Source organism: Acidithiobacillus marinus (assembly GCF_002847505.1).
GTDB classification, from domain to species: domain Bacteria; phylum Pseudomonadota; class Gammaproteobacteria; order Acidithiobacillales; family Acidithiobacillaceae; genus Acidithiobacillus; species Acidithiobacillus marinus.
Genome location: NZ_MXAV01000004.1, coordinates 35,470 through 59,670, shown reverse-complemented (window position 1 = coordinate 59,670; position 24,201 = coordinate 35,470). Strand labels below are relative to the sequence as shown.

Below are 24,201 nucleotides of genomic sequence, written 5' to 3'. Positions count from 1 at the left end.
TTCCTTATTGCAAACGTCCGTGACAATGCTTGTATTTTTTCCCTGAACCACAGGGACAGGGCTGATTTCTGCCAATTTTATCATCCACCTGCAAGGGAGATTGACCAGCAACTTCGGCCATGCTTTCCCCCAGAACCGTACCGGCAACTGTCGATAAACCGATATTATCCGCAGCCGTTTCCGCCGCAAAATCCGGATGGGAAAACTGCAGATGCTGAGGTGCCGCAGCCCGGGCCAAGGTGTCCCAATCCATGGTCTCAGCGGCGGGGCTGACATGCAGACGCGACAAGGTGCTGATGACCTCTTCGCGCATCCGCGCCAGCATGCTGTTGAACATGGCCAGAGACTCTTTTTTATACTCCTGCTTGGGATTTTTCTGGGCATAACCCCGCAAATGAATACCTTCGCGCAGATGGTCCATACTCGCCAGATGATCTTTCCATTGGCTGTCCAGCACTTGCAACATAACGGACTTTTCAAAATGGCGCGCCATTTCGCTGCCCATCAAGGCCTCTTTTTCCGCATAAGCTGCCTGTACCATCTCCATGATTCGGGTCCGCAAGCCGTCGTAATTCAGCTGTTTGTCGGCTTCCAGCCATTGCGCAACAGGCGCCTCCAGCCCGAACACCCGCTGCAAGGCAGATTCCAGGCCCGGCACATCCCATTGTTCTTCCATGACCCCGGCGGGAGTGTAGTCAGCCAGCACGGCGTCCAGCACGTCTTCCCGCAACATCTGGATTTCTGCACTGACATCATCCGCATCCATAAAGGCATTGCGTTGCTGGTAGATGATTTTGCGCTGCTCATTCGCGACATCATCATATTCCAACAACTGTTTACGAATGTCGAAGTTGCGACTTTCCACCTTGCGTTGGGCGTTTTCAATGGATTTGGTCACCCAGGGATGCTCTATGGCCTCTCCTTCTTTCATACCCAGTTTCTGCATCAAGCCACCCAGGCGATCGCTACCGAAAATCCGCATCAGGGGATCTTCCAGACAGAGATAAAAACGGGTGGTGCCCGGATCTCCCTGACGGCCGGAACGACCGCGCAGCTGATTATCGACGCGCCGGGACTCATGTCTTTCGGTACCGATAATATGCAAACCACCCGCTTCAATGGCCCGGTCATGGAGATCTTGCCAACCATTTTTCAGGCCTTCGGCACGCACACTTTTGCTCTCTTCGTCCAGATCCGGATTCGCCAGCACCATATCTACCTGATGCCCGACATTGCCGCCCAGGACAATATCGGTTCCACGACCGGCCATATTGGTGGCAATGGTCACCGCACCGGGAGTGCCTGCCTGGGCAATGATTTCCGCCTCTCGTTGATGCTGCTTGGCATTCAGGACTTCGTGCGGAATTTTAGCCTGCTTGAGCAGATGAGATAAAAACTCGTTGTGTTCAATGGAGGTCGTACCCACCAGTACCGGCTGACCGCGCTGGTGGCAATCGCGAATATCCTCGACAATGGCGGTCCATTTTTCCTGGGCGGTGCGATAGATGAGATCGGCCATATCCAGACGCCGCACCGGCTTATGGGTCGGAATGACGACCACTTCCAGGTTGTAGATCTGGTTCAGCTCAAAGGCTTCGGTGTCCGCCGTACCGGTCATGCCCGACAGTTTTTCATACATCCGGAAGTAATTCTGGAAGGTGATGGATGCCAGGGTCTGATTCTCATTCTGGACTTCAACCCCCTCCTTGGCCTCCACCGCCTGATGCAGTCCGTCGGACCAGCGCCGGCCGGTCATCATGCGCCCGGTGAATTCATCGACAATGCAGACTTCACCCTCGCGCACAATGTAGTCGGTTTCGCGATGATAGATGACATGGGCCCGCAGTGCCTGATTGAGATGATGGACCAAGGTGACATTGGCCAGGTCGTAGAGATTGTCCTCGGTCAACAGGCCATGTTCGGCCATCAACCGCTCGGCTTTTTCGATACCCTCTTCGGTAAGCATCACCTGCTTGGCTTTTTCGTCAATCGTATAATCTTCATCGACGACAAACTCCCCTACCAGTTTGTCCACGCGAAAATACAAATCGGTATTTTCTTCGGTAGGACCACTGATAATCAGCGGGGTCCGGGCTTCATCGATGAGGATAGAGTCCACCTCGTCAATAATGGCGTAATGCAAGCCTCGTTGTACGCGATCGGCCGGAGAAAAAGCCATGTTATCGCGCAGATAATCGAAACCAAATTCGTTATTGGTGCCGTAGGTAATATCTGCCGCGTAGGCTGCACGGCGATCTTCCGTAGATAAATCGGAAATAATGGTCCCCACGCTGACACCAAGAAAATTATGAATTTTCGCGACCCATTGGGCATCGCGGCTGGCCAGATAATCATTGACCGTGATGACATGCACCCCCTTGCCGAGCAAGGCATTGAGATACGCCGGCAGGGTGGCCACCAGGGTCTTACCTTCGCCTGTGCGCATTTCGGCAATTTTACCTTCATGCAGCATGTATCCGCCAATCAACTGCACGTCATAATGACGCATGCCCATGACCCGACGAGTCACTTCGCGCACCACGGCGAAAGCCTCGGGAAGGATGGCGTCCAGAGACTCACCCTGGGCAATGCGCTCCTTGAAAATCGCCGTCTGCGCCGCAAGGGTGGCATCGTCCATGGCCTGGTATTGTTCTTCCAGGGCATTGATCCGGGCGACTACCACGCTGGCCTTCTTGATCAGACGCTCATTGCGACTACCAACCACATGACGGATGATGGTTCCAAACATGAATAAACAAACCTAGGTAAAAAATATTGTGCAGGTTAGCATGAAAGCCCATGAATGATAAACGACAGCGCGCACAGCGCCCCTTTGCTCGTCACCAGCCGGGCCATATCGGAACTATTTTGCAAAAAGCCCAGCAGCTGCGGGAACGTCAAGCTGCCTGGAATGCCTTGCTAGGCCTGGAGGCCCAGGATTGCACCTGGCTGGCGGGCTGGTCAAATAACACGCTGCAGGTACTTTGCCAGAGCCCGGTTTGGCACAGCTGGTTACGCCGCCATGAAAAAAAATTGATCAACAGCTGGAACAAAGCCTTTCCCGACGCGCCGGTACACCAAATTCAATCCAGCGTCAGGCCCTGGCAGGCGCAATTGCCGGCCCAATCCCCGGCACCCAAGCAAAAGCTTCATTATGCGGCACAAGCCGCGCCCGTACTCCGGGAAAGTGGAAGAGCCATGACCGCAGACATTGCTGCCGCCATGCTGCGCCTGGCGGCGACTCTGGAACAGATTCAGGCGGGAGAGGTAACCAGAGTTTCGGCGAAGGAAAAGGGTGCCGAAGCTTCAGAGTAATCGACAAATTCCCAGGCATCCTGGCGCTTGAGCAAGGCGCGTAACAGGCTGTTATTCAGGGCATGACCCGCCTTGTGTCCGGAAAAATGTCCGACCAGGGGATGCCCAAGAAGATACAAATCACCAATGGAATCAAGCACCTTGTGGCGAACGAATTCATTGGTATAACGCAAGCCTTCTTCATTGAGAATACGGTAATCATCCACGACAATGGCATTATCGAGATTGCCACCCAGAGCCAGGCCCATTTTCCGGAGAGTTTCCACCTCGCGCATGAATCCAAAAGTCCGCGCACGCGCTACTTCTTTCAAGTAAGACGTCCGTGAAAAATCCACCGTCACATCCTGGCCCCCGTTTTTTACCACAGGGTGGTCAAAATCTATGGTGAAACTGACCTTGAATCCATCAAAGGGCTCCAGACTCACCCAACGATCACCATCTTCGGCCAGCAGCGGCTGGGTAATACGAATAAAGCGCTTGGGCGCATTCTGTTCTTCAATACCGGCGCACTGAATCAAAAATACAAAAGGGGCCGCACTGCCGTCCATAATCGGGACCTCGGGACCATCCAGATCGATATAGGCATTATCAATACCCAGGCCCGCCAGCGCCGACATCAAATGCTCAATGGTACCCACACGAATTTGTCCGTCGCCTATATTAGTGGACAGACGGGTATCCACCACATGCAAGGGATCGGCTTTAATCCAGGCACCGCCTTCGATATCGCTGCGATGAAACACGATGCCCGTGTTGACTGGCGCTGGCCGCAGACCCAGGTAAACCTTGCGGCCACTGTGCAAACCAATTCCGGTACCCCATATCATATTTTTAAGCGTGCGCTGACGGATCATGGCATTATTCCTGTGCGATCCCCAGGACCGCTCTCCCTATGTGTTTGGGTTAGGCTACAACAATTTGTTGTCTCTATACAACTTACCGACTGGTCAGGCAGTGTACAGCGACTCGCTGCCTTCGACAAGCCGTATTGACAATTGTTAACAAATAAGTTTTTTCTTAAATAGTGGCTTTTGGGAAAATGCCCCCAATATTGCATCAGTCATGTATAATCTCGGCTTCAATGAAACTCCGCTGGAATTTCATATATGGAAATACCTTCATTTTCGATCAAGGAAGTTCACCTATGGCCACACCCAGCAGTAAAAAAACCCTGATGACCTTATATTCCAGTGAAGATTGTGTGTATGCGCATCGTGTGCGTTTTGTCCTGGAAGAAAAAGCGATGGAATATCAGACCATCGAAGTGGATCTTGCTCAGAAGCCTGACGAACTGGCCGAACTGAATGCCTACAATCAGGTTCCCACCTTACTGGACCGGGACCTCGCCATCCATGAATCCGTACTGATCATGGAGTATCTGGACGAACGTTTTCCGCATCCGCCACTTATTCCTGTGGATCCCATCTCCCGGGCCAAAGTGCGTATGGGTCTGCTGCGCTTTGATCAGGACTGGTTTGCTCCGCTGTTTCAGCCCGGCTACAGCCCGGAACAAAACAAGGCCGCCAAGGAACAGGTTCGCAGCACCATGGCCGGACTCAGCGCGATTTTCACCCAGCAACGCTTTCTTTTTGGTGATGAGCTGTCCATTCTGGACTGCGCCATCGCCCCCCTGCTCTGGCGCTTTCCGGTGTTGGGTATCAGCCTGCCCGCAGCAGCCAAAGCCACTCAGGAATACATGGATCGTCTATTCCAGATGGAGAGCTTCAAACGCTGTCTGACGCCTACTGAGAAGGCCATGCGCTGAAATGACGGCAGACTTTGGTCGGCTTAAAAGCCTGCCGGAAGGATTATTTGCGCGATGCAACCTGGACCCTCAGGGTTGTATTGCCCTGGAAAGGCAGAAACAGGGTTTCCAGAAAGTCAGCGCCGCCCAGTTTCAGGCCAAAGTGCTGGCGCGCGCCGAAGGTTTACTCCGCCTAGGCGTCAAACGCGGGGAAAGAGTCATTTTGATGGCGCCCAATTCCATGGACTGGGCCATCATGGATTTTGCCATTCTCAGCATAGGTGCCATCACCGTCCCACTTTATCCTAGTTTCAGCCCCCGGGAAATTCACTATGTCCTCGGCGATAGTGGCGCCGGACTGGTATTGCTGGAAGGTCGACAGGAGTGGGAAAAAATGCAGAGCGAGGGTTGGGGGATACCCACGGAACGCATTCTGCTCAGAGATCCAGCAGCAGCACAAAGTACCGGCCTTGGTCACTGGGCCCAACTGGAGCAGGATAACACTTCCGCCCAGCAGCAAGAGCGGACAGAACGGCTTGCCGAACTGCACAAAGAACAGATAGCCAGCATTGTCTACACATCAGGGACCACCGGCTGGCCCAAAGGGGTGATCCTTACTCATGGCAACATTCTCAGCAATATCGCCGGATTTTTACCATTGGTTCCTTTGCGGCGTGGACAGCGACTGCTATCCATCCTGCCTCTCTCCCATGTGTTTGAACGGGGAACCGGGCATTTTGGCGCCTATTTGCTGGGATTGGAAGTCGCCTATGCCGAGCGTCCGGACACGGTTCTGCGGGATATGGAAGCGGCTCATCCGGATATCGTCATCGCTGTACCTCGCGTTTTTCAATTACTGTACAGTCGGATTCGGCGGGGCATTGAGGACCGCAAGGGAGTCTTGGGAAGATTCATGCAACGTGGTGCGGGCCTCGGTGCCGGGAAGCGACCCGCACCCCAATGGCAAAAACAGATCGCCCGACACCTGCTCGCCTCTGGTTTGCGCAAAAAACTAGGAGGGCGTCTGCAGTTTTTTGTGTCGGGTGGAGCGCCGCTGGATGCAGATATTGCCCGCTTCTTCCTGGAAATCGGGCTTCCCGTTGTCGAAGGTTACGGCATGACCGAGGCCAGCCCAGTCATCGCTGCCAATCCTCTGGAGGATATCCGTCCCGGAACCGTCGGACGCTTCCTGCCCAACCTGCAGGGACGTATCGCCGAAGATGGCGAGATACTGGTGCGTGGACCATCCATCATGTCCGGCTACTGGAATAATGACAGTGCCACCCAGGAAACCATCGTCGCGGACTGGTTACATACTGGAGATGTGGGCAGCCTCGATGCAGCAGGGTATCTGACTATCTGTGATCGCAAAAAAGATCTGATCGTCAATTCGGCAGGTGAAAATATCCCTCCGCAAAAAATCGAGATGCGCCTGATGGCACAACCTCTGATCAGTCAGGCTGTGGTATTTGGCGATCGCTTGCCTTATTTGAGCGCCCTGATTTTCCCCAACCCGGAACAGGTGGAGGCGCGCTTTGGTGGCAATCCTGATGTCAGCATTCTCCGCAAAGCCATTCAGGAAAGCCTTACCGCTGCCTTGCGGGATCTGCCTTCCTATGAACAGGTGCGGCGTTTTGCGCTGTTGCCGGAAGCCTTGAGCGAGGCCCACGGCGAGATCACTCCCACCCTGAAAATCAAACGCCGGGTGGTTGCCGAACGCTACGCCGAGTTACTGACCGAGATGCGCAACCCATAAATCTCATGGACATCACGTTACCGCCCAGACTCATGCCGGTTTTCGCCGCACTGGAACAAGCGGGAGCGAGAATCCTGCTGGTGGGCGGGGCGGTACGCGACAGCTTGTTGGGCTTGCCTGTGCATGACTGGGATCTGGAGGTTTCCGGATTGAGCGAAAATCGTCTGGAAGCATGTCTCGCCCCTTTTGCCGCGCACCGGGTGGGCGCCCGTTGTGCCGTCTGGGTAGTGGCCGGTGCCGAAATTGCCCTGCCCCAAAGCGGGGGAATACCCGATCCTCATCTCCCCTGGTCCATTGCCGCCCGGCGGCGTGACTTTACCGTCAACGCTCTGGCCTGGGACTGGCGAACGGGACAGGTGCTGGATGCGGTCGGCGGCCTTCGCGATCTTCAGGAAAAACGTCTGCGCATGGTACGTCCTGACACTTTTGTCGAGGATCCCCTGAGAGCTTTTCGGGCTGCACGTCTAGTCGGACAACTGAATTTTCATCTGGATGCCGCGAGCGTCGGTATCTGCCAAAAACTGGCAGTAGCATTGCCGGAGCTTCCGGCCGAACGACTGCGCAAGGAGTGGGAGGCGCTGCTCTTGCGCGGGCGCAATCTGCGCAGAGCCTGGGACGCTTTGGCGCAAACCGGCAGCATCCAGGCTTTTCCGGCTCTCGCCGCCTTACAGGCTGCCCCACAGCGCCCCGATGCCCATCCCGAAGGCGATGTCTGGATACATACCGGTAAAGTGCTGGCTGAAGCGGCCAAGCTACGCCAGGATCAACCAGCTAGGGATATTGTGCTGATGCTGGCGGCACTGTTACACGATCTCGGCAAAGCGATCTGTACCCGACGGGACGCCCGGCAGATATGGCGAGCCATCGGTCATGAGCAGATCCTGGCGCCTGCCACACTTTTTCTCAGCCGCTACTTTCCCGGCGCGCATCTGCTGTCACAGATCATACCCTTACTGCGCTGGCATGGGGCTCCCCATGCCTTGTTCCATGCCCAGGCCGGTCGCAAGGCCTATGCCCGCTTGGCTCTTCAGGTGCCGGATCGCGGCCTCCTTCTCGACTTGGCTCTGGCTGATGCCCAGGGAGCCGGACACCGCGACGTCCCGGCCATCACCAGCACCCGCGAGATCTGGCAGCAACTGGGACTCTGGGAAACCCTCCCCGACGCCTTACTGCGGGGTGAAGACCTACTGGATCTGGGCATTTCTCCGGGACCCAGGCTCGGCCAGATATTGCGCAGCGCCTACCAGAAGCAGGTCCTGGAAAGTCATCGCGATCGTCGCGTATTACTCAAAGCCATGCGCGGCCTTTTTCCCGAGCTCAATCTCCCAGGCGCCCCTTCTTGTTGACTGCTGTGGCATTTCCCCATTGCCCCATATCCTGTACTTGCACCCCTACCCACCAGTAAGGGGCCACACTGTCCTGACCGTGACCACCGACCAATGCCTGCCCGGGTGCCAGATGGACATGGTCCAGCAGATTGCGGGCATCTGCCCGACTCCGAAAAACAGACCACGCCACCACTCTTTCCATGGGGGCGGTGGACGGGACTTCGCGGGCCTCATCCAGAAAGCTGTCATTAATCATGGCTTTTATCCTCCATAAAACGCTGTCAGTAACAAACAAGCTATTCGATACTGAATCACTCTCAGATACACAGTATAGCTCGTCAATGCGGCCTTTTTTCTTCTGACAAGAGGCTTGAAAACGCGTATGATCCGCCTCGGAGTGAGCCAGACGACCGCTGCGGATTGATCCGGAGAGGAAAGTCCGGGCTCCACAGGGCAAGGCGCCGGTTAACGGCCGGGAGGCGTGAGCCTACGGAAAGTGCCACAGAAAATATACCGCCAAGCGCGCAAGCGCCGGTAAGGGTGAAAAGGTGCGGTAAGAGCGCACCGCATTTCCGGTAACGGAAATGGCAGGGAAAACCCCGCCTGGAGCAAGATCAAATAGGCATGCGATACCGTGGTCCGCGGTGCATGCGGGTAGATTGCTGGAGCCTGCGCGTAAGTGCTGGCCTAGAGGAATGGTCGTCCACGACAGAACCCGGCTTATCGGCTCACTCCCATTTTCAACGCTTCAGCAGCAATATCTCCGCGTCACATTTACAATCCGTTGATTAAAATCAAATAACTATTCTTTTTAGCATTCAGTCGCTATCCACTTACTCCCTTCAGCAATAAGGGGTATGAGCACTTTATACTTCATAATCCTTGAATTACAGTAATCCTTTAAAGTGTTTTATACGCCTTCATAAACATGCGCTAACATGCCGTAATTATTCAAGATTTATCCTTGACAGTAAGCAGCATCCCCTCTAATCTTCACTTCGTGGGTGAAAGTGGGTAAATGTGGAAGAATCTGGAGAAGGCTGCAGCATGTTTAGGGGAACGCATCGACACAATCTCGATAGCAAGGGGCGCATGAACGTCCCGGCGCGTTTCCGCGACTGGCTGAATGCCCATTGTGACGGCCAGATAGTGGTGACCATCGACGTGCAGAGCCGTCCCGGGGAACATTGCCTGGTCGCATACCCGTTACCCACCTGGGAAAAAGTAGAGGCCAAGGTGGCTGAACTGCCCAGCAACAATCCCAAGGCTCGACAATTCCAACGAATGTTTGTGGGTCAGTCAGAAGAAATGCGCCTGGATAGTCAGGCCCGTATTCTTCTCTCACCCAACCTGCGCCGCTTTGCCGAACTTGATAAGGAGCTGGTGGTTGTCGGACAAATCAACAAATTCGAGATCTGGGATGCGCAGTGTTGGGACCGCTATCAGGAAAACAGCCTCAGTGATAGCGAGGGTTTTGCCAGCCTGGGGGATCTCGTTCTATGAAGACGCCCGCTCCCGGCTCGCACGTCACCGTTCTTCTGCAAGAAAGTGTCGCCATGCTTCTGCCTGCGCTCGGTGCGGGGGCTGTGCGGCGTTGCGTGGATGCTACCGGCGGCCGTGGCGGCCATAGTGCAGCATTACTGGAACACCTGCAGCATCAGGATATGCTCCTGATTCTGGATCGCGATCCCAGCGCTGTTGCTGCCCTGCAAGAGCGTTTCGGCCATGACGAACGGGTGGTCGTGCGTCAGGCGCGCTTCAGCGAGATTCGCGCCGTACTCCAAAGTCTCGATTGGGATAGTGTGGACGCCATTCTCGCCGATTTGGGTGTTTCTTCTCCCCAGCTTGATGAAGCAGAACGCGGCTTCAGCTTTCTGCGCGATGGTCCTTTGGATATGCGCATGGATCCCGATACGGGTATCAGCGCTGCAGAGTGGCTGAATACTGCCGCCGAAAAAGAAATCAGCCAAGTCCTGAAAAATTATGGTGAGGAACGCTTCGCCCGCCCCATTGCCCGTAAAATCGTCCAGGAGCGGACCCAGACCCCCCTGCAGCGCACCGGGCAGTTGGCTGCACTGATCGCCACTGTAGTTCCCCGCCATGATCCCGGGTTCAATCCGGCAACCCGCAGTTTTCAGGGGATTCGCATATTCATCAATCACGAACTGGAAGAGTTGGAACAGTTTCTGCCCGAAGCCATGGCAGCGCTCCGGGCGGGCGGGCGTTTGGCCATTATCAGCTTTCATTCTCTGGAAGACCGCATGGTGAAGCGGTTTTTTCGGGCGGACAGCTATCGGGTCAGCAGCGATTTACCGCTGCGTGCGGCTGAAATCCCGCCCTTACCCTGGCGGGCCATTGGCAAAAGTCTGCGGGCCGGCGCCGCAGAGGTCCAGATGAACCCCCGTTCCCGTTCTGCCGTACTCAGAGTTGCGGAAAGGAGTGATCGTCATGCGGCGTAGCACGGTGATTCTGGCCATTCTCATCATGGTCACCCTGATCGGTATAGTGGCAGCCCGGGAAAACACCCGCAGTCAGTTCATTGCCCTGCAGGAAGCGCAGGCCAAACATTTCGCCCTGGACAATCGCTGGGGACAATTGCAGTTGGAGCAGGCCACCCTCGCCTCCAATGCCCGGGTAGGGGATATTGCCCGCCAGAAGCTGGGCTTGAGCGCGCCGAAAAACAATCAGATCGTGATGGTGAAAGCCCAGTGAATCCCACCTCTGCACATCCGGCAAAAATCCCCGTCCGCGCCGCCTTACCGGCGTGGCGGGCGACCGCCGTGTGGGCAGCCGTAACACTGGCTTTCGCTACCATCATGGTCCAGGCCTGGCGCGCGCAGGTGGAGCATGGCCAGTTTTTGCGCGACCAAGGCGCCCAGCGCTATTTGCGTCATTTTCCATTGCCAGTACAACGTGGCTCCATCTTTGATCGCCATGGCAAGCCGCTGGCCTTGTCGGTCCCGGTCAAAACCCTCTGGGTAGATCCGCAGATTTTCAGCCAGCAGCACCAAAAATGGCCGCAAGTCGCTGCGGATCTGGGGATCAGCGTCAACGAACTGCAAACTCGTGTCCACAATGGCGGCAGCCATTTTGCTTTTATCGCCCGCCAGATTGATCCCGAGCGTGCCGAAAAAATCACGGCACTACGGGTTCCCGGATTGTATAGCCTGAATGAAAATCGTCGTTATTACCCTGCCGGGAGCATTGCCGCCCCGCTCATCGGCTTTACCAATGTCGATGGTAACGGTATTGAAGGCCTGGAACTGGCATATAACCAGTGGTTGACGGGCAAGGCCGGGGAAGAGACCGGCTTGCGGGACAATTACGGTCATCCTCTGAGCTTGCGTGGTCCTGCGCACGCTGCCCAGCCCGGTAAAGCCCTGACCCTCAGCATTGATCGCCATCTCCAGTATGTGGCCTACACCAGTCTGGCCTCAGCAGTGCAGCGTTTTCAGGCCCGTTCGGGAGCCGCAGTGCTGATGGATGCGCAAAGTGGCGAAGTGCTGGCCATGGTCAGTTATCCGGCTTTCAACCCCAATGATCGCAGCGATTATCAAGCAGCTCTTTACAACAATCGGGCCATTGCCGACACCTTCGAACCGGGCTCGGTGATGAAACCTTTTACCATTGCCGCTGCACTGGACGACCAGAGCATCCAGCCCGATGCCACTTTCAACGTCAATACCAACTGTTTTCGGGTGGCCCGCTTCTGCATTCAGGATGATGTCCGCCACAACAATCTGGATCTGGCCCAGGTACTCAAGTATTCCAGCAACATCGGGGCGGCCAAAATTTCCCTGCGCACACCGCCGGCCGACCTTTTTCATATGCTCCGGCAGGCTGGTTTTGGGCAGAGCAGTGGCCTCGGACTTCCCGGAGAGAGTTCCGGAACCCTGCCCGCCTGGCAGGGTTGGGATATTGCCCGCAGAGCGGCCATGGCTTACGGATATGGTCTGTCCGTGACCCCCCTGCAACTGGCCGCAGCCTATGGGGCCATTGCCAATCAAGGTGTGTATGTAGCACCGACCCTGATTCGCCAGGAAAATCCCGGTGCAAAAGGCACCCGGATCATGCCCGCCGCTACCGCCGCCCGCCTGACCCAGTGGCTGACCGGCGTCACCGGCCCCGGGGGCACCGGCTTTCTGGCCAGCATTCCCGGGTACAGCGTGGCGGGCAAAACCGGAACTTCCATCATCGCCAACGGCAAAGGGGGTTTCCATAAAAATCAGGTGAATACCACTTTTGTCGGTTTTGCGCCTGCCCGGAACCCCCGCCTGGTCATGGCTGTCGTCGTCCGTGGTCCCACCCAGGGCTGGCGCTATGGCGGGGTCGTCGCTGCCCCGGTATTTCGGGTGACCATGGCAGCCGCCCTGCAAAGCATGGGCATCCAACCGAATCCCGCACTCTTGGAAAGTGCCACGGCAGCCCATCAGGCGTCAGCCAGCGAAACCCAGCGTTGGGCGGAAGGAGTGGGTGATGCCGCGCACTGAACCACTCTCCCGACTTTTCGATGACCTGCCTACCGCGCTGGCAGAACTGATCGTAACGGGTATCGAAACCGATACCCGCCGCCTGCATCCCGGCATGCTCTATGTGGGCTTGCGCAACCAGCATGGGAATGCTGATCATTATTTACTCCAGGCCTGGCAGGCGGGTGCCGCTGCCGCAGTGCTGGAAGGAGATCATAACGCCCTGATTTCCGAAGAAAAAGGACATCTCTGCTGGCAAAGTACGGATCTACGCGAAAAGCTCGGTCACGCCTTGCGGCGCTGGCATCAATGGGATGAGCAGGAAACACCGGTGTTGATCGGCGTGACCGGTACCAACGGCAAAAGCAGTGTGACCCGCCTGATTGCCGAATTGGCGCCGCAACCCGCCATGCTCATCGGGACCCTGGGTTACGGTCCGGTCAATGCCCTGGTCGCCCATGCCAACACCACACCGGAAGCGGTGCGTCTGTGGGAAACGCTGGCCTTGCTTCGCGCTCAGGGTGCCAAGGTCATTGCGCTGGAGGTCTCCTCTCATGCCCTGGTCCTTGGCCGGGTGGCGGCCGTGCCTTTCCAGGTGGCGGTGTTTACCAATCTCAGTCGTGATCATCTGGATTTTCACGGAGACATGCAGCACTACGGCGCGGCCAAGGCCCGCCTGTTTCGCTTTCCGGAATTGCAACTGGCTGTTTTGAATCACGACGAGCCTTTTTCCGAAGTGCTGGCCCATCAGATAGATCCTCAAGTGAAAATAATCGGTTTCGGAAAATCTCCCTGCGATTTCCAGTTGAAAGACCTGCATTCCGGAGCCAGCGGTACTCTGCTGACCGTCGAGAGTGCGAAGGGCGCGCAACAATGGCGAAGCCCGCTCATTGGCGATTGTAATGTGCAGAATTTAATGGCGGCCCTGGCCACTGCCGAAGGGCTGGGCTGGACGGTCACGGAGGCGCAGATCCGCCGGCTGGATTTGCCGGAAGGACGCTATCAGCGTCTGCCCTCTGAACCGGGCAAGGCGCAGGTGATGATCGATTATGCCCACACTCCGGATGCGCTCGAACGGGTACTGAAAGACCTGCGCGCCATCGTCAAGGGAAAAATCCATCTGGTGTTCGGCTGTGGGGGAGACCGGGATCGGGGTAAACGTCCGGAAATGGGTGGCGTAGCCGAGCGCTTTGCCGATCACGTCATTATTACTGACGACAACCCCCGCAGTGAAAGCCCTGCAAGCATTGTTCAGGACATTCTGGCAGGCATGCACAATTCCGCTGCCGCTGAAGTCATTCATGAACGGACAGCTGCTATCCATACAGCCATTCGTCAGGCAGAACATGGGGACTGGGTATTGATCGCTGGCAAAGGCCACGAACGCACCCAGGAAATCCAGGGTCAAAAATTCCCCTTTCAGGATCAGCAGGTCGCCATGGAGGCCCTCCGATCATGATCCGTTACGCACTGAATGATATCGCCCGCATCACCGGTGGCCAATTGCTGCCGGGCAGCCAGGGCAAGGACGAAATTCACGGCGTTGCCACCGACAGCCGTCACCCCATGCTTGGCAAGCTGTTTGTGGCCCTCGCCGGAGAGCACTTTGACGGGGCGGATTTCGTCCCGGCGGCACTCGCCCAGGGCGCCAGCGCAGTGCTCTGCCAGCGTACAGTGGAGGCCCCGGGAATCCTGGTTCAAGATACGCTGGTCGCCTTTCAGAAGCTGGCAGCGCAGTGGCGGCAACGCTTCAGTATCCCTTTCGTGGCGATTACCGGCTCCTGTGGCAAAACCACGGTCAAAGAGGTCCTGACTGCCATCCTCAACGAGCACGGGCCGGTGCTGTCCACCCATGGCAATCAGAATAATCACCTGGGTGTGCCCCTGACCTTGGCAAGACTGGGCGCGGAACATCGTTATGCCGTTCTGGAAATGGGCATGAATCATGCCGGAGAGCTCACAGTACTCAGCGGCCTCGCCAAGCCCACTCTGGCTTTGATCAATAATGCCGGGCCGGCTCATCTTGCCGGACTGGGGAGTGTCGCCGCTGTGGCTGCCGCCAAGGGAGAGATCCTCTCGGGACTGGATGCACAAGGCATTGCCATTCTCAACGGCGATGATACCTATGCCGACTTCTGGGCGGAAAAAGCCCCGGGAGAAATCTGGCGCTTCAGTCTGGAGCAGCGTCCAGCTCGGGTGCAGGGACAGTGGCAGGCCGGATCCGGTCTGTATCAGCAACTGGAAGTACGTGCTCCACAAGGAGAATTCACCCTCGAAGTCCCCCTGCCCGGCAAACATAATGGCGCCAATGTCCTGGCTGCGGTCACGGCGGCCCTCGCCCTGGATGTGGATATTGCCCAGATTCAGCGTGCCGTGGCCGGATTGCAGGCGGTTCCCGGACGTTTGCAATGGCGACCGGGACTGGCTGGCAGCCGCCTTCTCGACGACACCTACAACGCCAATCCCGCCTCATTGGAAGCCGCGCTGCGGGTTCTGGCAGCCCAGTCCGGTCAGCGCATTCTGGTTCTTGGAGATATGGGCGAACTGGGTCCGGACGCCGCACTGTATCATCGTCAGGCAGGCCTGCTGGCCCGCCAGTTAGGCATTGATGCTCTCTATGGATTGGGGCCGCTGGCTGCCGAGGCGGCCACTGCTTTTGGGGCGGATGCCGAACACTTCCTGGACATGGATCCGCTGCTTGCCAGACTGCAACCCCGGCTGAACCCGGAAACCGTGGTGCTGATCAAAGGCTCCAGGGCAGCGCACATGGAACGGGTGGTGCAAGCACTCATGGCAGGAGTAGCCTGATGCTTTACGCTCTGTTCATGCAACTCGGCCAAGTTTACCACGGGTTTTACGTGTTTCAGTACCTGACCCTGCGCGGCGTGCTGGCTATTCTGACTGCCCTGGTGCTGTCCCTGGTCATCGGGCCTTTTTTCATTGCCCGTTTGCGCTATTACAAAATCGGCCAGATGGTACGTAATGACGGACCGGAAAGCCACTTCAGCAAGCAGGGTACACCCACTATGGGTGGGGCCTTGATTCTGCTGGTGGTCATCATCACCACCCTGCTCTGGTCAGATCTGCGTAATCCACTGGTCTGGGTCGCCATTATCACCACCCTGGCCTTTGGCGGCATCGGCTTTATTGACGACTGGCGCAAATTGCGCCGTCAGAATACCAAGGGTCTTTCCGCACGGGCTAAATACGGACTGCAATCCCTCTTTGCCCTGGCGGCTGCCGGAGTCCTGTACGGGCTGGCCAGCAAGGCCGTGGAAACCAGCCTGATTATTCCTTTTGTTCCGCACGTCCTGATTCCTCTGGGTTTCGGCTTTATTATCTTCAGCTATTTCGTCATCGTCGGCACCTCCAATGCGGTCAATCTGACTGATGGGCTAGACGGTCTGGCGATCGTCCCCACCGTCATGGTAGCAGCGGCCCTGGGCATTTTTACCTATGTTTCAGGCAATGCGGTGTTCGCCCATTATCTGGATCTGCCCTGGGTGCCCGGCTCCGGCCAGATGCTGATTTTCTGCGGTGCCCTGGTCGGTGCCGGACTCGGCTTTCTTTGGTTCAACACCTATCCCGCCGAGGTATTCATGGGTGATACCGGAGCGCTGGCTCTGGGTGCGGCACTGGCCATCGTCGCTATCATCGCCCGTCAGGAACTGGTGCTGGTGATCATGGGTGGGGTTTTTGTCATGGAAACCCTGTCGGTGATGATCCAGGTGACCTCGTTCAAATTGACGGGCAAACGGGTATTTCGTATGGCCCCCATCCACCATCATTTTGAAAAAAAAGGCTGGCCGGAACCGCGTGTGGCGGTGCGCTTCTGGATCATCACCATCATTCTGGTGCTGATTGGCCTTTCCAGCCTGAAGATCCGCTGATATGAGACTCGACCAGCAAAAAGTCTTCATTCTCGGCTTCGGTAAAACCGGTCAGTCCCTGCTGCGCACGGCCCTGCGCCTGGGCGGACAATGTCAGGTAGCCGACACCCGTCTGCTGGAAAATGCCGATACCCTGCGTCAGCAATATCCTGGCGTGACGTTTCATTTCGGTCCCCTTTCCGAGAACCTGCTGCTGGACAGTGACCTGCTGCTCCTCAGTCCCGGCATTGCCCCCAACCTTCCCGCCCTGCGCAAGGCCCGTCAGGCTGGCATTCCAGTGCTGGGCGATATTGAATTGTTTGGCCGCCTGGCCAAGGCCCCGATTTTAGCCATCACCGGCAGTAATGGTAAAAGTACGGTAACCACCCTGGTCAGCGAGATGGCTCAGGCAGCAGGGCTGCGCTTAGCTACTGGCGGGAATCTTGGCACCCCGGCCCTGGAACTGTTACCCGAGAACGGTCCTGAACCGGAATGGTACATTCTCGAACTTTCCAGCTTTCAGCTCGATGCCTGCAGTACTTTCCGGCCCCGGGTAGCTGGCATTCTGAATCTCAGCCCCGATCATCTCGACTGGCACGGCGACTACCAGCAGTATGGCGCCGCCAAGTGCCGCATTTTTCAGCAGATGGGACCGGGCGATACCCTGGTTTTGAATGCTGATGACGCTTTTACAGCCGGCCTGCCCGAGCAGGTATCTCCCACTGTGGACATCCGCTTTTTCAGCCTCCAGGACCTGTCGAAAGATGCCTGTCTGGACCGGGAATATCTGACTTTCCGTCAAGGCGGGCCACTGCTCCCGGTGGCGGAGTTGCGCATGCGTGGCGGCCATAATATCGAAAACGCCCTGGCTGCAGCCCTCCTCGCTGAGGCGGCACAATTTCCCCGGACGGCAGTGCAGCAGGTATTACGCACATTTGCCGGTCTGCCCCACCGCCTGGCCTGGGTCGCCGAATATCGGGGTGTCCAGTATTACGATGACTCCAAGGGCACCAATCTCGGCGCGACCCTGAAAGCCATGGGTGGCTTGCCGGGACCGCTGGTCATGATTCTGGGGGGAGATGCCAAAGGCGCAGATCTCCGTCCATTGCAGGCGGCCTGCCGCAAACAGCGGGCAGCTATCGTCCTCGGCAAGGATGCCGACACCATCGCCCGACTGCTGGACGGCATCGTGCCCGTCGAACACGCCAGCAATATGCAAGATGCGGTTCAGAAAGCGGCGTCCAAAGCCCAAGCGGGTGATCAGGTACTCCTGTCACCGGCCTGCGCCAGTACCGATATGTTTCGGGATTATCAGGACCGGGGTCGGCAGTTCGCTGCCGCTGTCACGGCGCTGTCGGGAGGTGACCAATGAAGCGCCCGAGCTGGTGGCTGGCAGAAAACGGACCGGCAGATACGGTCTTGTGGTGGATTATTCTTATCCTGCTGGGATTTGGACTGATCATGGTGTACTCCGCCAGCGCTCCCATTGCCCAGCATGAAACCGGCAACGCGTTTTTCTTTGCCGAACGTCAGGGCCTCTATGTGATTCTGGCGGCTGCCGTCCTCTATTACTTCAGTCGCATTGATCTCGATTTCTGGGAACGAATGACCTTTCCGCTCATGGGTATTTCCCTGGTGGCCTTGATGATGGTGTTTTTACCAGTCATCGGGGTTTCGGTGAACGGTTCGCATCGCTGGATCAATTTCATCATTGTGCGCCTGCAGCCCTCAGAACTGCTGAAGTTCGCCCTGTTGCTATTCCTTGCCCGCTATGTGGTGCGTAAAGGGGAACTGCTGGGCAAGTTCAAGGAAGGACTCTGGCCGATTTTTGTGGTGCTCGGCCTGCTCGGCATACTCCTGCTGCTGCAGCCGGATTTCGGCTCATTTGCCATGGTCGTATTGCTGACCGGCGTCATACTCTTCCTGGGTGGTTTACCGATCGGTTACGTTTTCCTGGCGGGGATCGTATCCGGAAGTGCGCTGGGCGTACTTGCCATATCCGCCCCCTACCGGCTGGCTCGCCTCACCGCCTTCCAGAATCCCTGGGCAGATCCCTATGGCGCAGGATTCCAGCTGGTACAGTCACTCATTGCCTTTGGCCGGGGCGGAATCTTCGGCGTAGGTCTGGGCGACGGCATCATGAAATACTTCTACCTGCCGGAATCCTATACGGACTTCATTCTGGCCGTGATAGGCGAGGAACTGGGCATGATCGGGGTCTGGGCGCTGGCCATATTCTACAGCGTGGCCTGCTGGCGGATTTATCGCATCGGGCGCCGCGCCGCCGCCGCCGGAGACGCCTTTTTTGCCCTGTTTTGCTACGGCACCCTGACCTGGTTCGGTGGCGAAGCGGTGATGTCCATGGGCGTCAATCTGGGTGCCCTGCCCACCAAGGGATTTGCCCTGCCACTGATCAGCTATGGCGGCAGCGCCCTGGTGTTCCTCTGCGCCGCCCTGGGTGTGGTGCTGGGCGTCAGTCGGCGCTACCCGGCCGTTACCCGCGCCAAGCGTGAGACCCTCAGCCCGCAGGAGGCGCCACATGGCTGAACGCGTACTGATTGCCGCAGGGGGGACCGGGGGCCATGTGTTTCCGGCCCTTGCCGTCGCCGATGTACTGCGCGATCAGGGCGTGGAAGTAGCCTTTGCCGGCACCAGCGCTGGCATGGAAGCGCGGCTGGTGCCGGAACGGGGCTATCCCCTGCACCTCATCGAGATGCAGGGAGTCCGGGGGAAAGGCCTGGGCCGCTGGCTGCGCGCGCCCTGGCGAGTCAGCAGGGCGGTTCTGCAGGCCCGGAAGATCATCCAGCAGACCCAGAGTCAGCAGGTACTGGGCATGGGCGGCTATGTCACCGCACCCGTGGGACTCGCGGCCTGGAGCATGGGTCGTCCCCTCTGCCTGCATGAACAAAACGCCATTGCCGGCCTCAGCAATCGCCTGCTGGCCCCCCTGGCCAAACATATTTTTCTGGGCTTTCCAGAAACCCGCCTACCCCGGGGAGAATGGGTCGGCAATCCGGTGCGCAGCACCATCCGCGACCTGCCCGCCCCTGCCGAGCGCTTTGCCGGGCATCATGGCGCTCCCCATTTATTGATCATGGGCGGTAGTCAGGGTGCCAAGGCACTGAATAGCGTCAGCGTCGCCGCCATTGCCGCCATGCCGGAACAACAACGTCCACAAATCTGGCATCAGACCGGCAGGGATCATCTCGAAAGCACCCGCTCCGCCTATGCTGAAGCCGGTATTGACGCCCGGGTCGAGCCGTTCATCGAGGATATGACTGCAGCCTTGGGCTGGGCCGATCTGGCCCTGTGCCGAGCCGGAGCAGCCACGGTGGCAGAGCTGGCTGCGGCTGGTTTGGGGGCTATTCTCGTACCTTTTCCCTTTGCCGTTGATGATCATCAGGCCGCCAACGCCCGTTTTCTCGAAACGGCGGGAGCGGCGCGAATGCTCCGTCAGGAAAATCTCCATGCCCAGGAGCTTAAGGATATTTTAGCCCCCCTGCTCAGCGACTCGGCCTTACGCCTGCGCTGGGCTGAAGCGGCCCGCCAACAGAGCCGGGGCGATGCGGCCACAACCGTGGCCCGGACATGTATGCGCCCGGAAGGAGACAATCATGCGTAACTGGGTTCGTCAGATTCATATGGTTGGCATTGGCGGCAGCGGCATGCGCGGCATCGCCGAAGTGTTGCTGAACCTGGGCTATGCCGTATCCGGATCGGATTTGCAGCCCGGCAGTTCGACTCTGCGCCTCACCGATCTGGGCGCCCGGATTTTCAGTGGTCATGCCGCCGCCAATGTACGCGGCGCCGATGTCGTGGTGATATCCTCGGCCATTCCGGAAAGCAATCCGGAAGTTCAGGCAGCGCGGGAATTGCGAATTCCGGTGATTCGTCGCGCCGAAATGCTCGCCGAACTGATGCGCTTCAAACAGGGTATTGCCATTGCCGGCACCCACGGAAAAACTACCACCACCAGTCTGGTCGCCAGCATTCTCGGCGCTGCCGGTCTGGATCCTACCTTTGTGATTGGCGGACGCCTGAAAAGTGCCGGTACCCACGCCGCCCTGGGTAGTGGTGAATATCTGGTGGCCGAAGCCGATGAGTCCGATGCCTCCTTCCTCTATCTGGCGCCGGTCATGGCGGTGGTCACCAACATTGATGCCGACCACATGGAAACCTACGGCGACAATCTCGACAATCTCCGCGCTGCCTTTCTCCAGTTTCTACAGCGCCTGCCCTTTTATGGACTTGCGGTACTTTGCACAGACGAACCCATGGTCGCCGGACTGATCCCCGAATTGCGTACCCCCGTACTGCGGTACGGCTTTGCTGTCGACGCGGATCTGCAGGCCCGTCAGGTGACGGTCAAGGGTGTAGGCAGTCATTTTGAAGTCTGGCGGCGCATGGACAGTGACTATGTGCATTGGCTGGATGTGGAGCTGGGTATCCCCGGGCAACACAACGTCCTCAACGCCCTGGCCGCCATCGGCATTGCCAGCAAGGTCGGGGTGCCGGAACACATCATCCGCAGTGCCCTGGCGGATTTTCGCGGGGTCGGCCGGCGTTTCGAGCAGTTGGGGGAATTTGCCGGCATCACCATTGTCGACGATTATGGTCATCATCCCCGGGAACTGAGTGCCACCATTGCTGCGGCCCGGGCCGTGTGGCCTGATCGCCCCCTGGTAGTCGCCTTCCAACCCCATCGTTACAGTCGTACCCAGACTTTGTTTGGTGATTTTGTCCAAAGCTTGGCTCACGCCGATCAGGTCATTCTCACCGATATTTACAGTGCCGGTGAAAAGGCCCTCCCGGGAGTCAGTAGTCAGGCTCTGAGTGAAGCCATGCGCGCTCAGGGGATAAACGTGCACTATCTGCCGGAGCTGCTGACGGCACCAGCACAAATTCGTCCTCTACTGCCCGCTCAAGCCGTATTGCTGACCATGGGTGCGGGCAGCATTGCGCGTCTGGCCGGACAGTGGGCCGAAGTATTTGCGGAGGAAATTCCTTGATCCGGGCCATGATACAGGCCACGGCACCGGCCATGACACCCGTCATTGGCGGCCGCCTGCGCCTCGGCGAACTCATGCACCGCCACACTAGTTGGCGGGTAGGTGGCCCGGCAGATCGCTTCTATCTGCCCGGCTCTTTGGAAGACTTGCAGGAATTTTTACGGCAGTTTGCGGTCCCACCCCTCACCTGGTTGGGACTGGGCAGCAATGTGCTAGTCCGTGATGGCGGACTGCGCGGTACCACCATCTGCCTCGCCCACAGCCTGGATCAGATCATCCGCGAAGAAAACACCCTGCTCCGGGTCGGTGCCGGTGCCGGTGCGGTAAAAGTTGCCCATTTTGCCGCCAAGGCCGGTCTGGCTGGCGCCGAATTTCTAGCCGGAATTCCGGGGACCCTGGGGGGTTGTCTGAGCATGAATGCCGGCGCCCATGGTGGAGATACCTGGAGCCTCGTGGAATGGGTGGAAGTCATTCACCCCCACGGCGAAATCCAACGACTGGCTCCCCGGGATTTTCAGGTCGGCTACCGGGAAGTCAAAGGTCATGGCGACGCCTGCTTCATCGCCGCCGGACTGCGACTGATTCCCGAAGCCAGGGACCAGGTGATGCAGCGCTTGCGTGGCTGGCAGGAAAAACGCGCCGCTACCCAGCCTCTGGAATGGCCGAGCTGCGGCTCGGTTTTCCGGAATCCGCCCGGCGATCATGCGGCACGCCTGATCGAAGCCGCTGGCTTGAAGGGATACCGCCGGGGAGAAGCGGAAGTCAGCAACCAGCATGCCAATTTCATCATCAATCGGGGCCAGGCTCGGGCCGACGATATTGAAACCTTGGTGACTGAAGTACAAACCCGGGTCGAGCAGCAATTCGGCATCACTCTGCAAGCGGAGATGCGCATTCTCGGGGAGGCCAACCATGTTTGATACCCTGCGTGTAGGCGTGCTCTGCGGTGGCCCCTCGGGCGAACGCGCAGTATCCCTGCTCAGTGCCGAGGCGGTCCTCAGCGCCCTGCGCAGTAACGGCATAGCAGCGGTCAGCATTGATATCGAGCCGGCCCGGCTGCAGCAACAACTCCAGGATGCGCAGATCGATTTTGCCTTCAACGTCTGCCATGGGGCTATCGGTGAAGATGGCCTGCTCCAGGCGGTATTGGAAACCCTCCACATTCCCTATACCGGCAGCGGCGTGCTCAGTTCGGCACTGGCCATGGATAAATGGCGCTCCAAACAGATTTGGAAAGCCGCCGGACTTCCGGTCACCCAGGGCGTACTGCTACGTCCCGGCGAGTCCCTTCATGAACTGGACAGGAGTTGGGGATGGCCGCTTTATGTCAAGCCCAATCACGGCGGTTCCAGTCTCGGGGTCAGCCGGGTGAATGGACCGGAAGCACTGGACATCGCTCTGGCCCAGGCTTTCGCGCTGGAAGATGAAGTCCTCTGCGAAGCGGGCGTCATTGGTCACGAGGCCACGGTCGGCATTGTCGAGGGCCGGGCCCTGCCCCCTATTGTCATTGAAACTTCACACGCTTTTTATGATTACGATGCCAAGTATCTGGCCGACGACACCCGGTATCTGCTGCCCTCCGGACTGGGAGCGGTCAAGGATGCGGAATTACAGGAACTGGCGCTCAAGGCCTTTGCCGAACTGGGTGGCAGGGATTGGGGCAGGGTCGATTTTATGATCAGCCAGTCCGGTAACATTCACATTCTGGAAATCAACAGCGTTCCCGGCATGACCAGTCACAGCCTTGTACCCATGGCCGCCAAGGCCGTGGGCATGAGCTTCCCCGAATTATGCGAGACCATACTGCGTACGGCGCAGAGGAGAGTGAATCATGGTTAGTGTCATGCGTGATTATCGCCACGGTCAACAGCCACAACGGCCTGCCGCCACCCTGAAAGAGCCCCCCAAAGCGTCCCGGGCGGCCCCGGTCAAAGCCGCTCCTGCCAAGGTCCATAAACCCCTGCCGTGGAAACTGTACGGCCGGGTGCTCGTGGGCAGCCTGGGCATCAGCCTGCTCGCCTGGGGCGGATGGACCGGATGGCAATGGCTGCGTCAACCCTCCCTGATGCCCATCAATACCCTGACCATTACCGGCAGCTCGACCAGAATCCCTCTTGCAGAAATCAATGGGGTACTGAAACCGTATGCGGCTCAGGGTTTTCTCTGGGCCAATCCAGAACAGATTCGTCAGTCTCTGGACCATCTGCCCTGGGTGGCCGATGCCGAAGTACGCAAGGTCTGGCCCGATCGCCTGCAAGTCAGCATCAAGCCCTATACGCCGGTCGCACGCTGGCTGGGTGGGGCCGGACAAATGGTCGATGCCCAGGGCCAGATTTTCAGCGTCCCCCCGGCCCAGGTCCCCAACGGGCTTCCCAACCTTGCCGGTCCCGCCCAGAGTGGCAGCCAGTTACTGGTCCAACTGGCGAAATTCAATGCCATTGTGGCGCCCTTGGGACTGAAGATCATCTCCCTGGAGGAAGATCAAGGCGGTGGCTGGCGCTGCATTCTCAGCAATCAAGTCCGACTGCTACTCGGCAGCGAGGATGTCATACCTGCTTTGAAACGCTGGGTGACCATTGTCCCCCAGGTCAAGGAATACCTGGTTCCCGGAGCCACCATGGATCTCCGCTATACCAATGGTTTTGCGGTCGCCATGCCCTCAGCGACCCCCGTCAACAGTCAGTAACGGATCCCGGATCCGAAGGAGAGAA

Annotated in this window: 21 protein-coding genes and 1 other RNA gene; 19 read left to right on the top strand and 3 right to left on the bottom strand. The window is 57.8% G+C overall.

Features of this window, described 5'->3' with window-relative positions:
* Positions 1-4: 4 nt before the first annotated feature.
* Positions 5-2,749: a preprotein translocase subunit SecA gene (gene secA, locus B1757_RS00880; RefSeq protein ID WP_101536527.1), complete on the bottom strand. Its 2,745-nt coding sequence runs from the start codon at positions 2,747-2,749 to the stop codon at positions 5-7.
* Between the two features lie 50 nt (positions 2,750-2,799).
* Here secA and B1757_RS00875 point away from each other — a divergent pair, with 50 nt between their 5' ends.
* Positions 2,800-3,315, top strand: a complete 516-nt coding sequence (locus B1757_RS00875; protein ID WP_101536526.1) for a DciA family protein — start codon at positions 2,800-2,802, stop codon at positions 3,313-3,315.
* Here the strand turns inward: B1757_RS00875 and lpxC are convergent.
* Positions 3,255-4,169, bottom strand: coding sequence for a UDP-3-O-acyl-N-acetylglucosamine deacetylase (lpxC, locus tag B1757_RS00870; RefSeq protein WP_101536525.1), 915 nt, complete (start codon positions 4,167-4,169; stop codon positions 3,255-3,257). The two genes, B1757_RS00875 and lpxC, sit on opposite strands and share 61 nt — an antisense overlap.
* 290 nt (positions 4,170-4,459) lie before the next feature.
* On the opposite strand from lpxC, the gene B1757_RS00865 reads away from it, so the two are divergent.
* Genes B1757_RS00865 through B1757_RS00855 form a run of 3 tightly spaced genes read left to right on the top strand, consistent with a single transcriptional unit; the run spans position 4,460 to position 8,161 of the window.
* Entirely contained in the window at positions 4,460-5,080 is a 621-nt protein-coding gene (locus tag B1757_RS00865) for a glutathione S-transferase N-terminal domain-containing protein (protein WP_101536524.1), read from the top strand.
* 1 nt (position 5,081) lies between these two features.
* Positions 5,082-6,815 carry an AMP-dependent synthetase/ligase gene (locus B1757_RS00860; protein ID WP_101536523.1) on the top strand — a complete coding sequence of 578 codons (1,734 nt, stop codon included), beginning with the start codon at positions 5,082-5,084 and terminating at the stop codon, positions 6,813-6,815.
* Between the two features lie 5 nt (positions 6,816-6,820).
* Positions 6,821-8,161 carry a tRNA nucleotidyltransferase/poly(A) polymerase family protein gene (locus B1757_RS00855; protein WP_101536522.1) on the top strand — a complete coding sequence of 447 codons (1,341 nt, stop codon included), beginning with the start codon at positions 6,821-6,823 and terminating at the stop codon, positions 8,159-8,161.
* On the opposite strand, the gene B1757_RS00850 is transcribed toward B1757_RS00855, so the two are convergent.
* Complete coding sequence (locus B1757_RS00850) at positions 8,133-8,399, bottom strand: hypothetical protein (protein ID WP_101536521.1); 267 nt, start codon at positions 8,397-8,399, stop codon at positions 8,133-8,135. The genes B1757_RS00855 and B1757_RS00850 overlap by 29 nt on opposite strands.
* A gap of 138 nt (positions 8,400-8,537) precedes the next feature.
* On the opposite strand from B1757_RS00850, the gene rnpB reads away from it, so the two are divergent.
* The 15 genes from rnpB (at position 8,538) to B1757_RS00775 (ending at position 24,176) form a co-directional block, all read left to right on the top strand.
* Positions 8,538-8,882, top strand: an RNA gene (rnpB, locus tag B1757_RS00845) — RNase P RNA component class A.
* 308 nt (positions 8,883-9,190) lie between these two features.
* Complete coding sequence (gene mraZ, locus B1757_RS00840) at positions 9,191-9,646, top strand: division/cell wall cluster transcriptional repressor MraZ (RefSeq protein ID WP_101536520.1); 456 nt, start codon at positions 9,191-9,193, stop codon at positions 9,644-9,646.
* Complete coding sequence (rsmH, locus tag B1757_RS00835) at positions 9,643-10,602, top strand: 16S rRNA (cytosine(1402)-N(4))-methyltransferase RsmH (RefSeq protein WP_101536519.1); 960 nt, start codon at positions 9,643-9,645, stop codon at positions 10,600-10,602. The genes mraZ and rsmH overlap by 4 nt, the downstream gene beginning before the upstream one ends.
* Positions 10,592-10,855, top strand: a complete 264-nt coding sequence (gene ftsL / locus B1757_RS00830; RefSeq protein WP_101536518.1) for a cell division protein FtsL — start codon at positions 10,592-10,594, stop codon at positions 10,853-10,855. Before rsmH ends, ftsL begins: the two co-directional genes overlap by 11 nt.
* Entirely contained in the window at positions 10,852-12,633 is a 1,782-nt protein-coding gene (locus tag B1757_RS00825) for a peptidoglycan D,D-transpeptidase FtsI family protein (RefSeq protein ID WP_253253642.1), read from the top strand. Before ftsL ends, B1757_RS00825 begins: the two co-directional genes overlap by 4 nt.
* On the top strand, positions 12,620-14,071 hold the full coding sequence (locus B1757_RS00820) for a UDP-N-acetylmuramoyl-L-alanyl-D-glutamate--2,6-diaminopimelate ligase (RefSeq protein ID WP_101536517.1): 1,452 nt from the start codon (positions 12,620-12,622) through the stop codon (positions 14,069-14,071). The genes B1757_RS00825 and B1757_RS00820 overlap by 14 nt, the downstream gene beginning before the upstream one ends.
* Positions 14,068-15,420 (top strand): UDP-N-acetylmuramoyl-tripeptide--D-alanyl-D-alanine ligase, encoded by a 1,353-nt coding sequence (locus B1757_RS00815; protein ID WP_101536516.1) that lies wholly within the window; start codon positions 14,068-14,070, stop codon positions 15,418-15,420. The genes B1757_RS00820 and B1757_RS00815 overlap by 4 nt, the downstream gene beginning before the upstream one ends.
* The gene (gene mraY, locus B1757_RS00810) at positions 15,420-16,502 is read left to right on the top strand and encodes a phospho-N-acetylmuramoyl-pentapeptide-transferase (RefSeq protein WP_101536515.1); all 1,083 of its coding nucleotides are present in this window, start codon (positions 15,420-15,422) and stop codon (positions 16,500-16,502) included. Before B1757_RS00815 ends, mraY begins: the two co-directional genes overlap by 1 nt.
* Position 16,503: 1 nt before the next feature.
* Positions 16,504-17,853, top strand: coding sequence for a UDP-N-acetylmuramoyl-L-alanine--D-glutamate ligase (gene murD, locus B1757_RS00805; RefSeq protein WP_101536514.1), 1,350 nt, complete (start codon positions 16,504-16,506; stop codon positions 17,851-17,853).
* Positions 17,850-19,028, top strand: coding sequence for a putative lipid II flippase FtsW (ftsW, locus tag B1757_RS00800; protein WP_101536513.1), 1,179 nt, complete (start codon positions 17,850-17,852; stop codon positions 19,026-19,028). Before murD ends, ftsW begins: the two co-directional genes overlap by 4 nt.
* Positions 19,021-20,103: an undecaprenyldiphospho-muramoylpentapeptide beta-N-acetylglucosaminyltransferase gene (gene murG, locus B1757_RS00795; protein WP_101536512.1), complete on the top strand. Its 1,083-nt coding sequence runs from the start codon at positions 19,021-19,023 to the stop codon at positions 20,101-20,103. Before ftsW ends, murG begins: the two co-directional genes overlap by 8 nt.
* Entirely contained in the window at positions 20,096-21,490 is a 1,395-nt protein-coding gene (murC, locus tag B1757_RS00790) for a UDP-N-acetylmuramate--L-alanine ligase (RefSeq protein WP_101536511.1), read from the top strand. Before murG ends, murC begins: the two co-directional genes overlap by 8 nt.
* Positions 21,487-22,410 (top strand): UDP-N-acetylmuramate dehydrogenase, encoded by a 924-nt coding sequence (gene murB / locus B1757_RS00785; protein WP_253253641.1) that lies wholly within the window; start codon positions 21,487-21,489, stop codon positions 22,408-22,410. The genes murC and murB overlap by 4 nt, the downstream gene beginning before the upstream one ends.
* Positions 22,403-23,329 carry a D-alanine--D-alanine ligase family protein gene (locus tag B1757_RS00780; protein WP_101536510.1) on the top strand — a complete coding sequence of 309 codons (927 nt, stop codon included), beginning with the start codon at positions 22,403-22,405 and terminating at the stop codon, positions 23,327-23,329. The genes murB and B1757_RS00780 overlap by 8 nt, the downstream gene beginning before the upstream one ends.
* Complete coding sequence (locus B1757_RS00775; RefSeq protein WP_101536509.1) at positions 23,322-24,176, top strand: cell division protein FtsQ/DivIB; 855 nt, start codon at positions 23,322-23,324, stop codon at positions 24,174-24,176. Before B1757_RS00780 ends, B1757_RS00775 begins: the two co-directional genes overlap by 8 nt.
* The last annotated feature ends 25 nt before the right edge of the window (positions 24,177-24,201 follow it).

Excerpts from the sequence above, each read along its gene's own strand:
- B1757_RS00820 (WP_101536517.1), top strand. The coding sequence starts at position 12,620 with ATGCCGCGCACTGAACCACTCTCCCGACTTTTCGATGACCTGCCTACC.
- ftsW (WP_101536513.1), top strand. The coding sequence starts at position 17,850 with ATGAAGCGCCCGAGCTGGTGGCTGGCAGAAAACGGACCGGCAGATACG.
- secA (WP_101536527.1), bottom strand. The coding sequence starts at position 2,749 with ATGTTTGGAACCATCATCCGTCATGTGGTTGGTAGTCGCAATGAGCGT.
- murG (WP_101536512.1), top strand. The coding sequence starts at position 19,021 with ATGGCTGAACGCGTACTGATTGCCGCAGGGGGGACCGGGGGCCATGTG.
- mraY (WP_101536515.1), top strand. The coding sequence starts at position 15,420 with ATGCTTTACGCTCTGTTCATGCAACTCGGCCAAGTTTACCACGGGTTT.
- B1757_RS00850 (WP_101536521.1), bottom strand. The coding sequence starts at position 8,399 with ATGATTAATGACAGCTTTCTGGATGAGGCCCGCGAAGTCCCGTCCACC.
- rsmH (WP_101536519.1), top strand. The coding sequence starts at position 9,643 with ATGAAGACGCCCGCTCCCGGCTCGCACGTCACCGTTCTTCTGCAAGAA.
- ftsL (WP_101536518.1), top strand. The coding sequence starts at position 10,592 with ATGCGGCGTAGCACGGTGATTCTGGCCATTCTCATCATGGTCACCCTG.
- B1757_RS00855 (WP_101536522.1), top strand. The coding sequence starts at position 6,821 with ATGGACATCACGTTACCGCCCAGACTCATGCCGGTTTTCGCCGCACTG.
- B1757_RS00775 (WP_101536509.1), top strand. The coding sequence starts at position 23,322 with ATGGTTAGTGTCATGCGTGATTATCGCCACGGTCAACAGCCACAACGG.
- murD (WP_101536514.1), top strand. The coding sequence starts at position 16,504 with ATGAGACTCGACCAGCAAAAAGTCTTCATTCTCGGCTTCGGTAAAACC.
- mraZ (WP_101536520.1), top strand. The coding sequence starts at position 9,191 with ATGTTTAGGGGAACGCATCGACACAATCTCGATAGCAAGGGGCGCATG.
- B1757_RS00860 (WP_101536523.1), top strand. The coding sequence starts at position 5,082 with ATGACGGCAGACTTTGGTCGGCTTAAAAGCCTGCCGGAAGGATTATTT.
- B1757_RS00865 (WP_101536524.1), top strand. The coding sequence starts at position 4,460 with ATGGCCACACCCAGCAGTAAAAAAACCCTGATGACCTTATATTCCAGT.
- lpxC (WP_101536525.1), bottom strand. The coding sequence starts at position 4,169 with ATGATCCGTCAGCGCACGCTTAAAAATATGATATGGGGTACCGGAATT.
- murC (WP_101536511.1), top strand. The coding sequence starts at position 20,096 with ATGCGTAACTGGGTTCGTCAGATTCATATGGTTGGCATTGGCGGCAGC.
- B1757_RS00780 (WP_101536510.1), top strand. The coding sequence starts at position 22,403 with ATGTTTGATACCCTGCGTGTAGGCGTGCTCTGCGGTGGCCCCTCGGGC.
- B1757_RS00875 (WP_101536526.1), top strand. The coding sequence starts at position 2,800 with ATGAATGATAAACGACAGCGCGCACAGCGCCCCTTTGCTCGTCACCAG.
- B1757_RS00815 (WP_101536516.1), top strand. The coding sequence starts at position 14,068 with ATGATCCGTTACGCACTGAATGATATCGCCCGCATCACCGGTGGCCAA.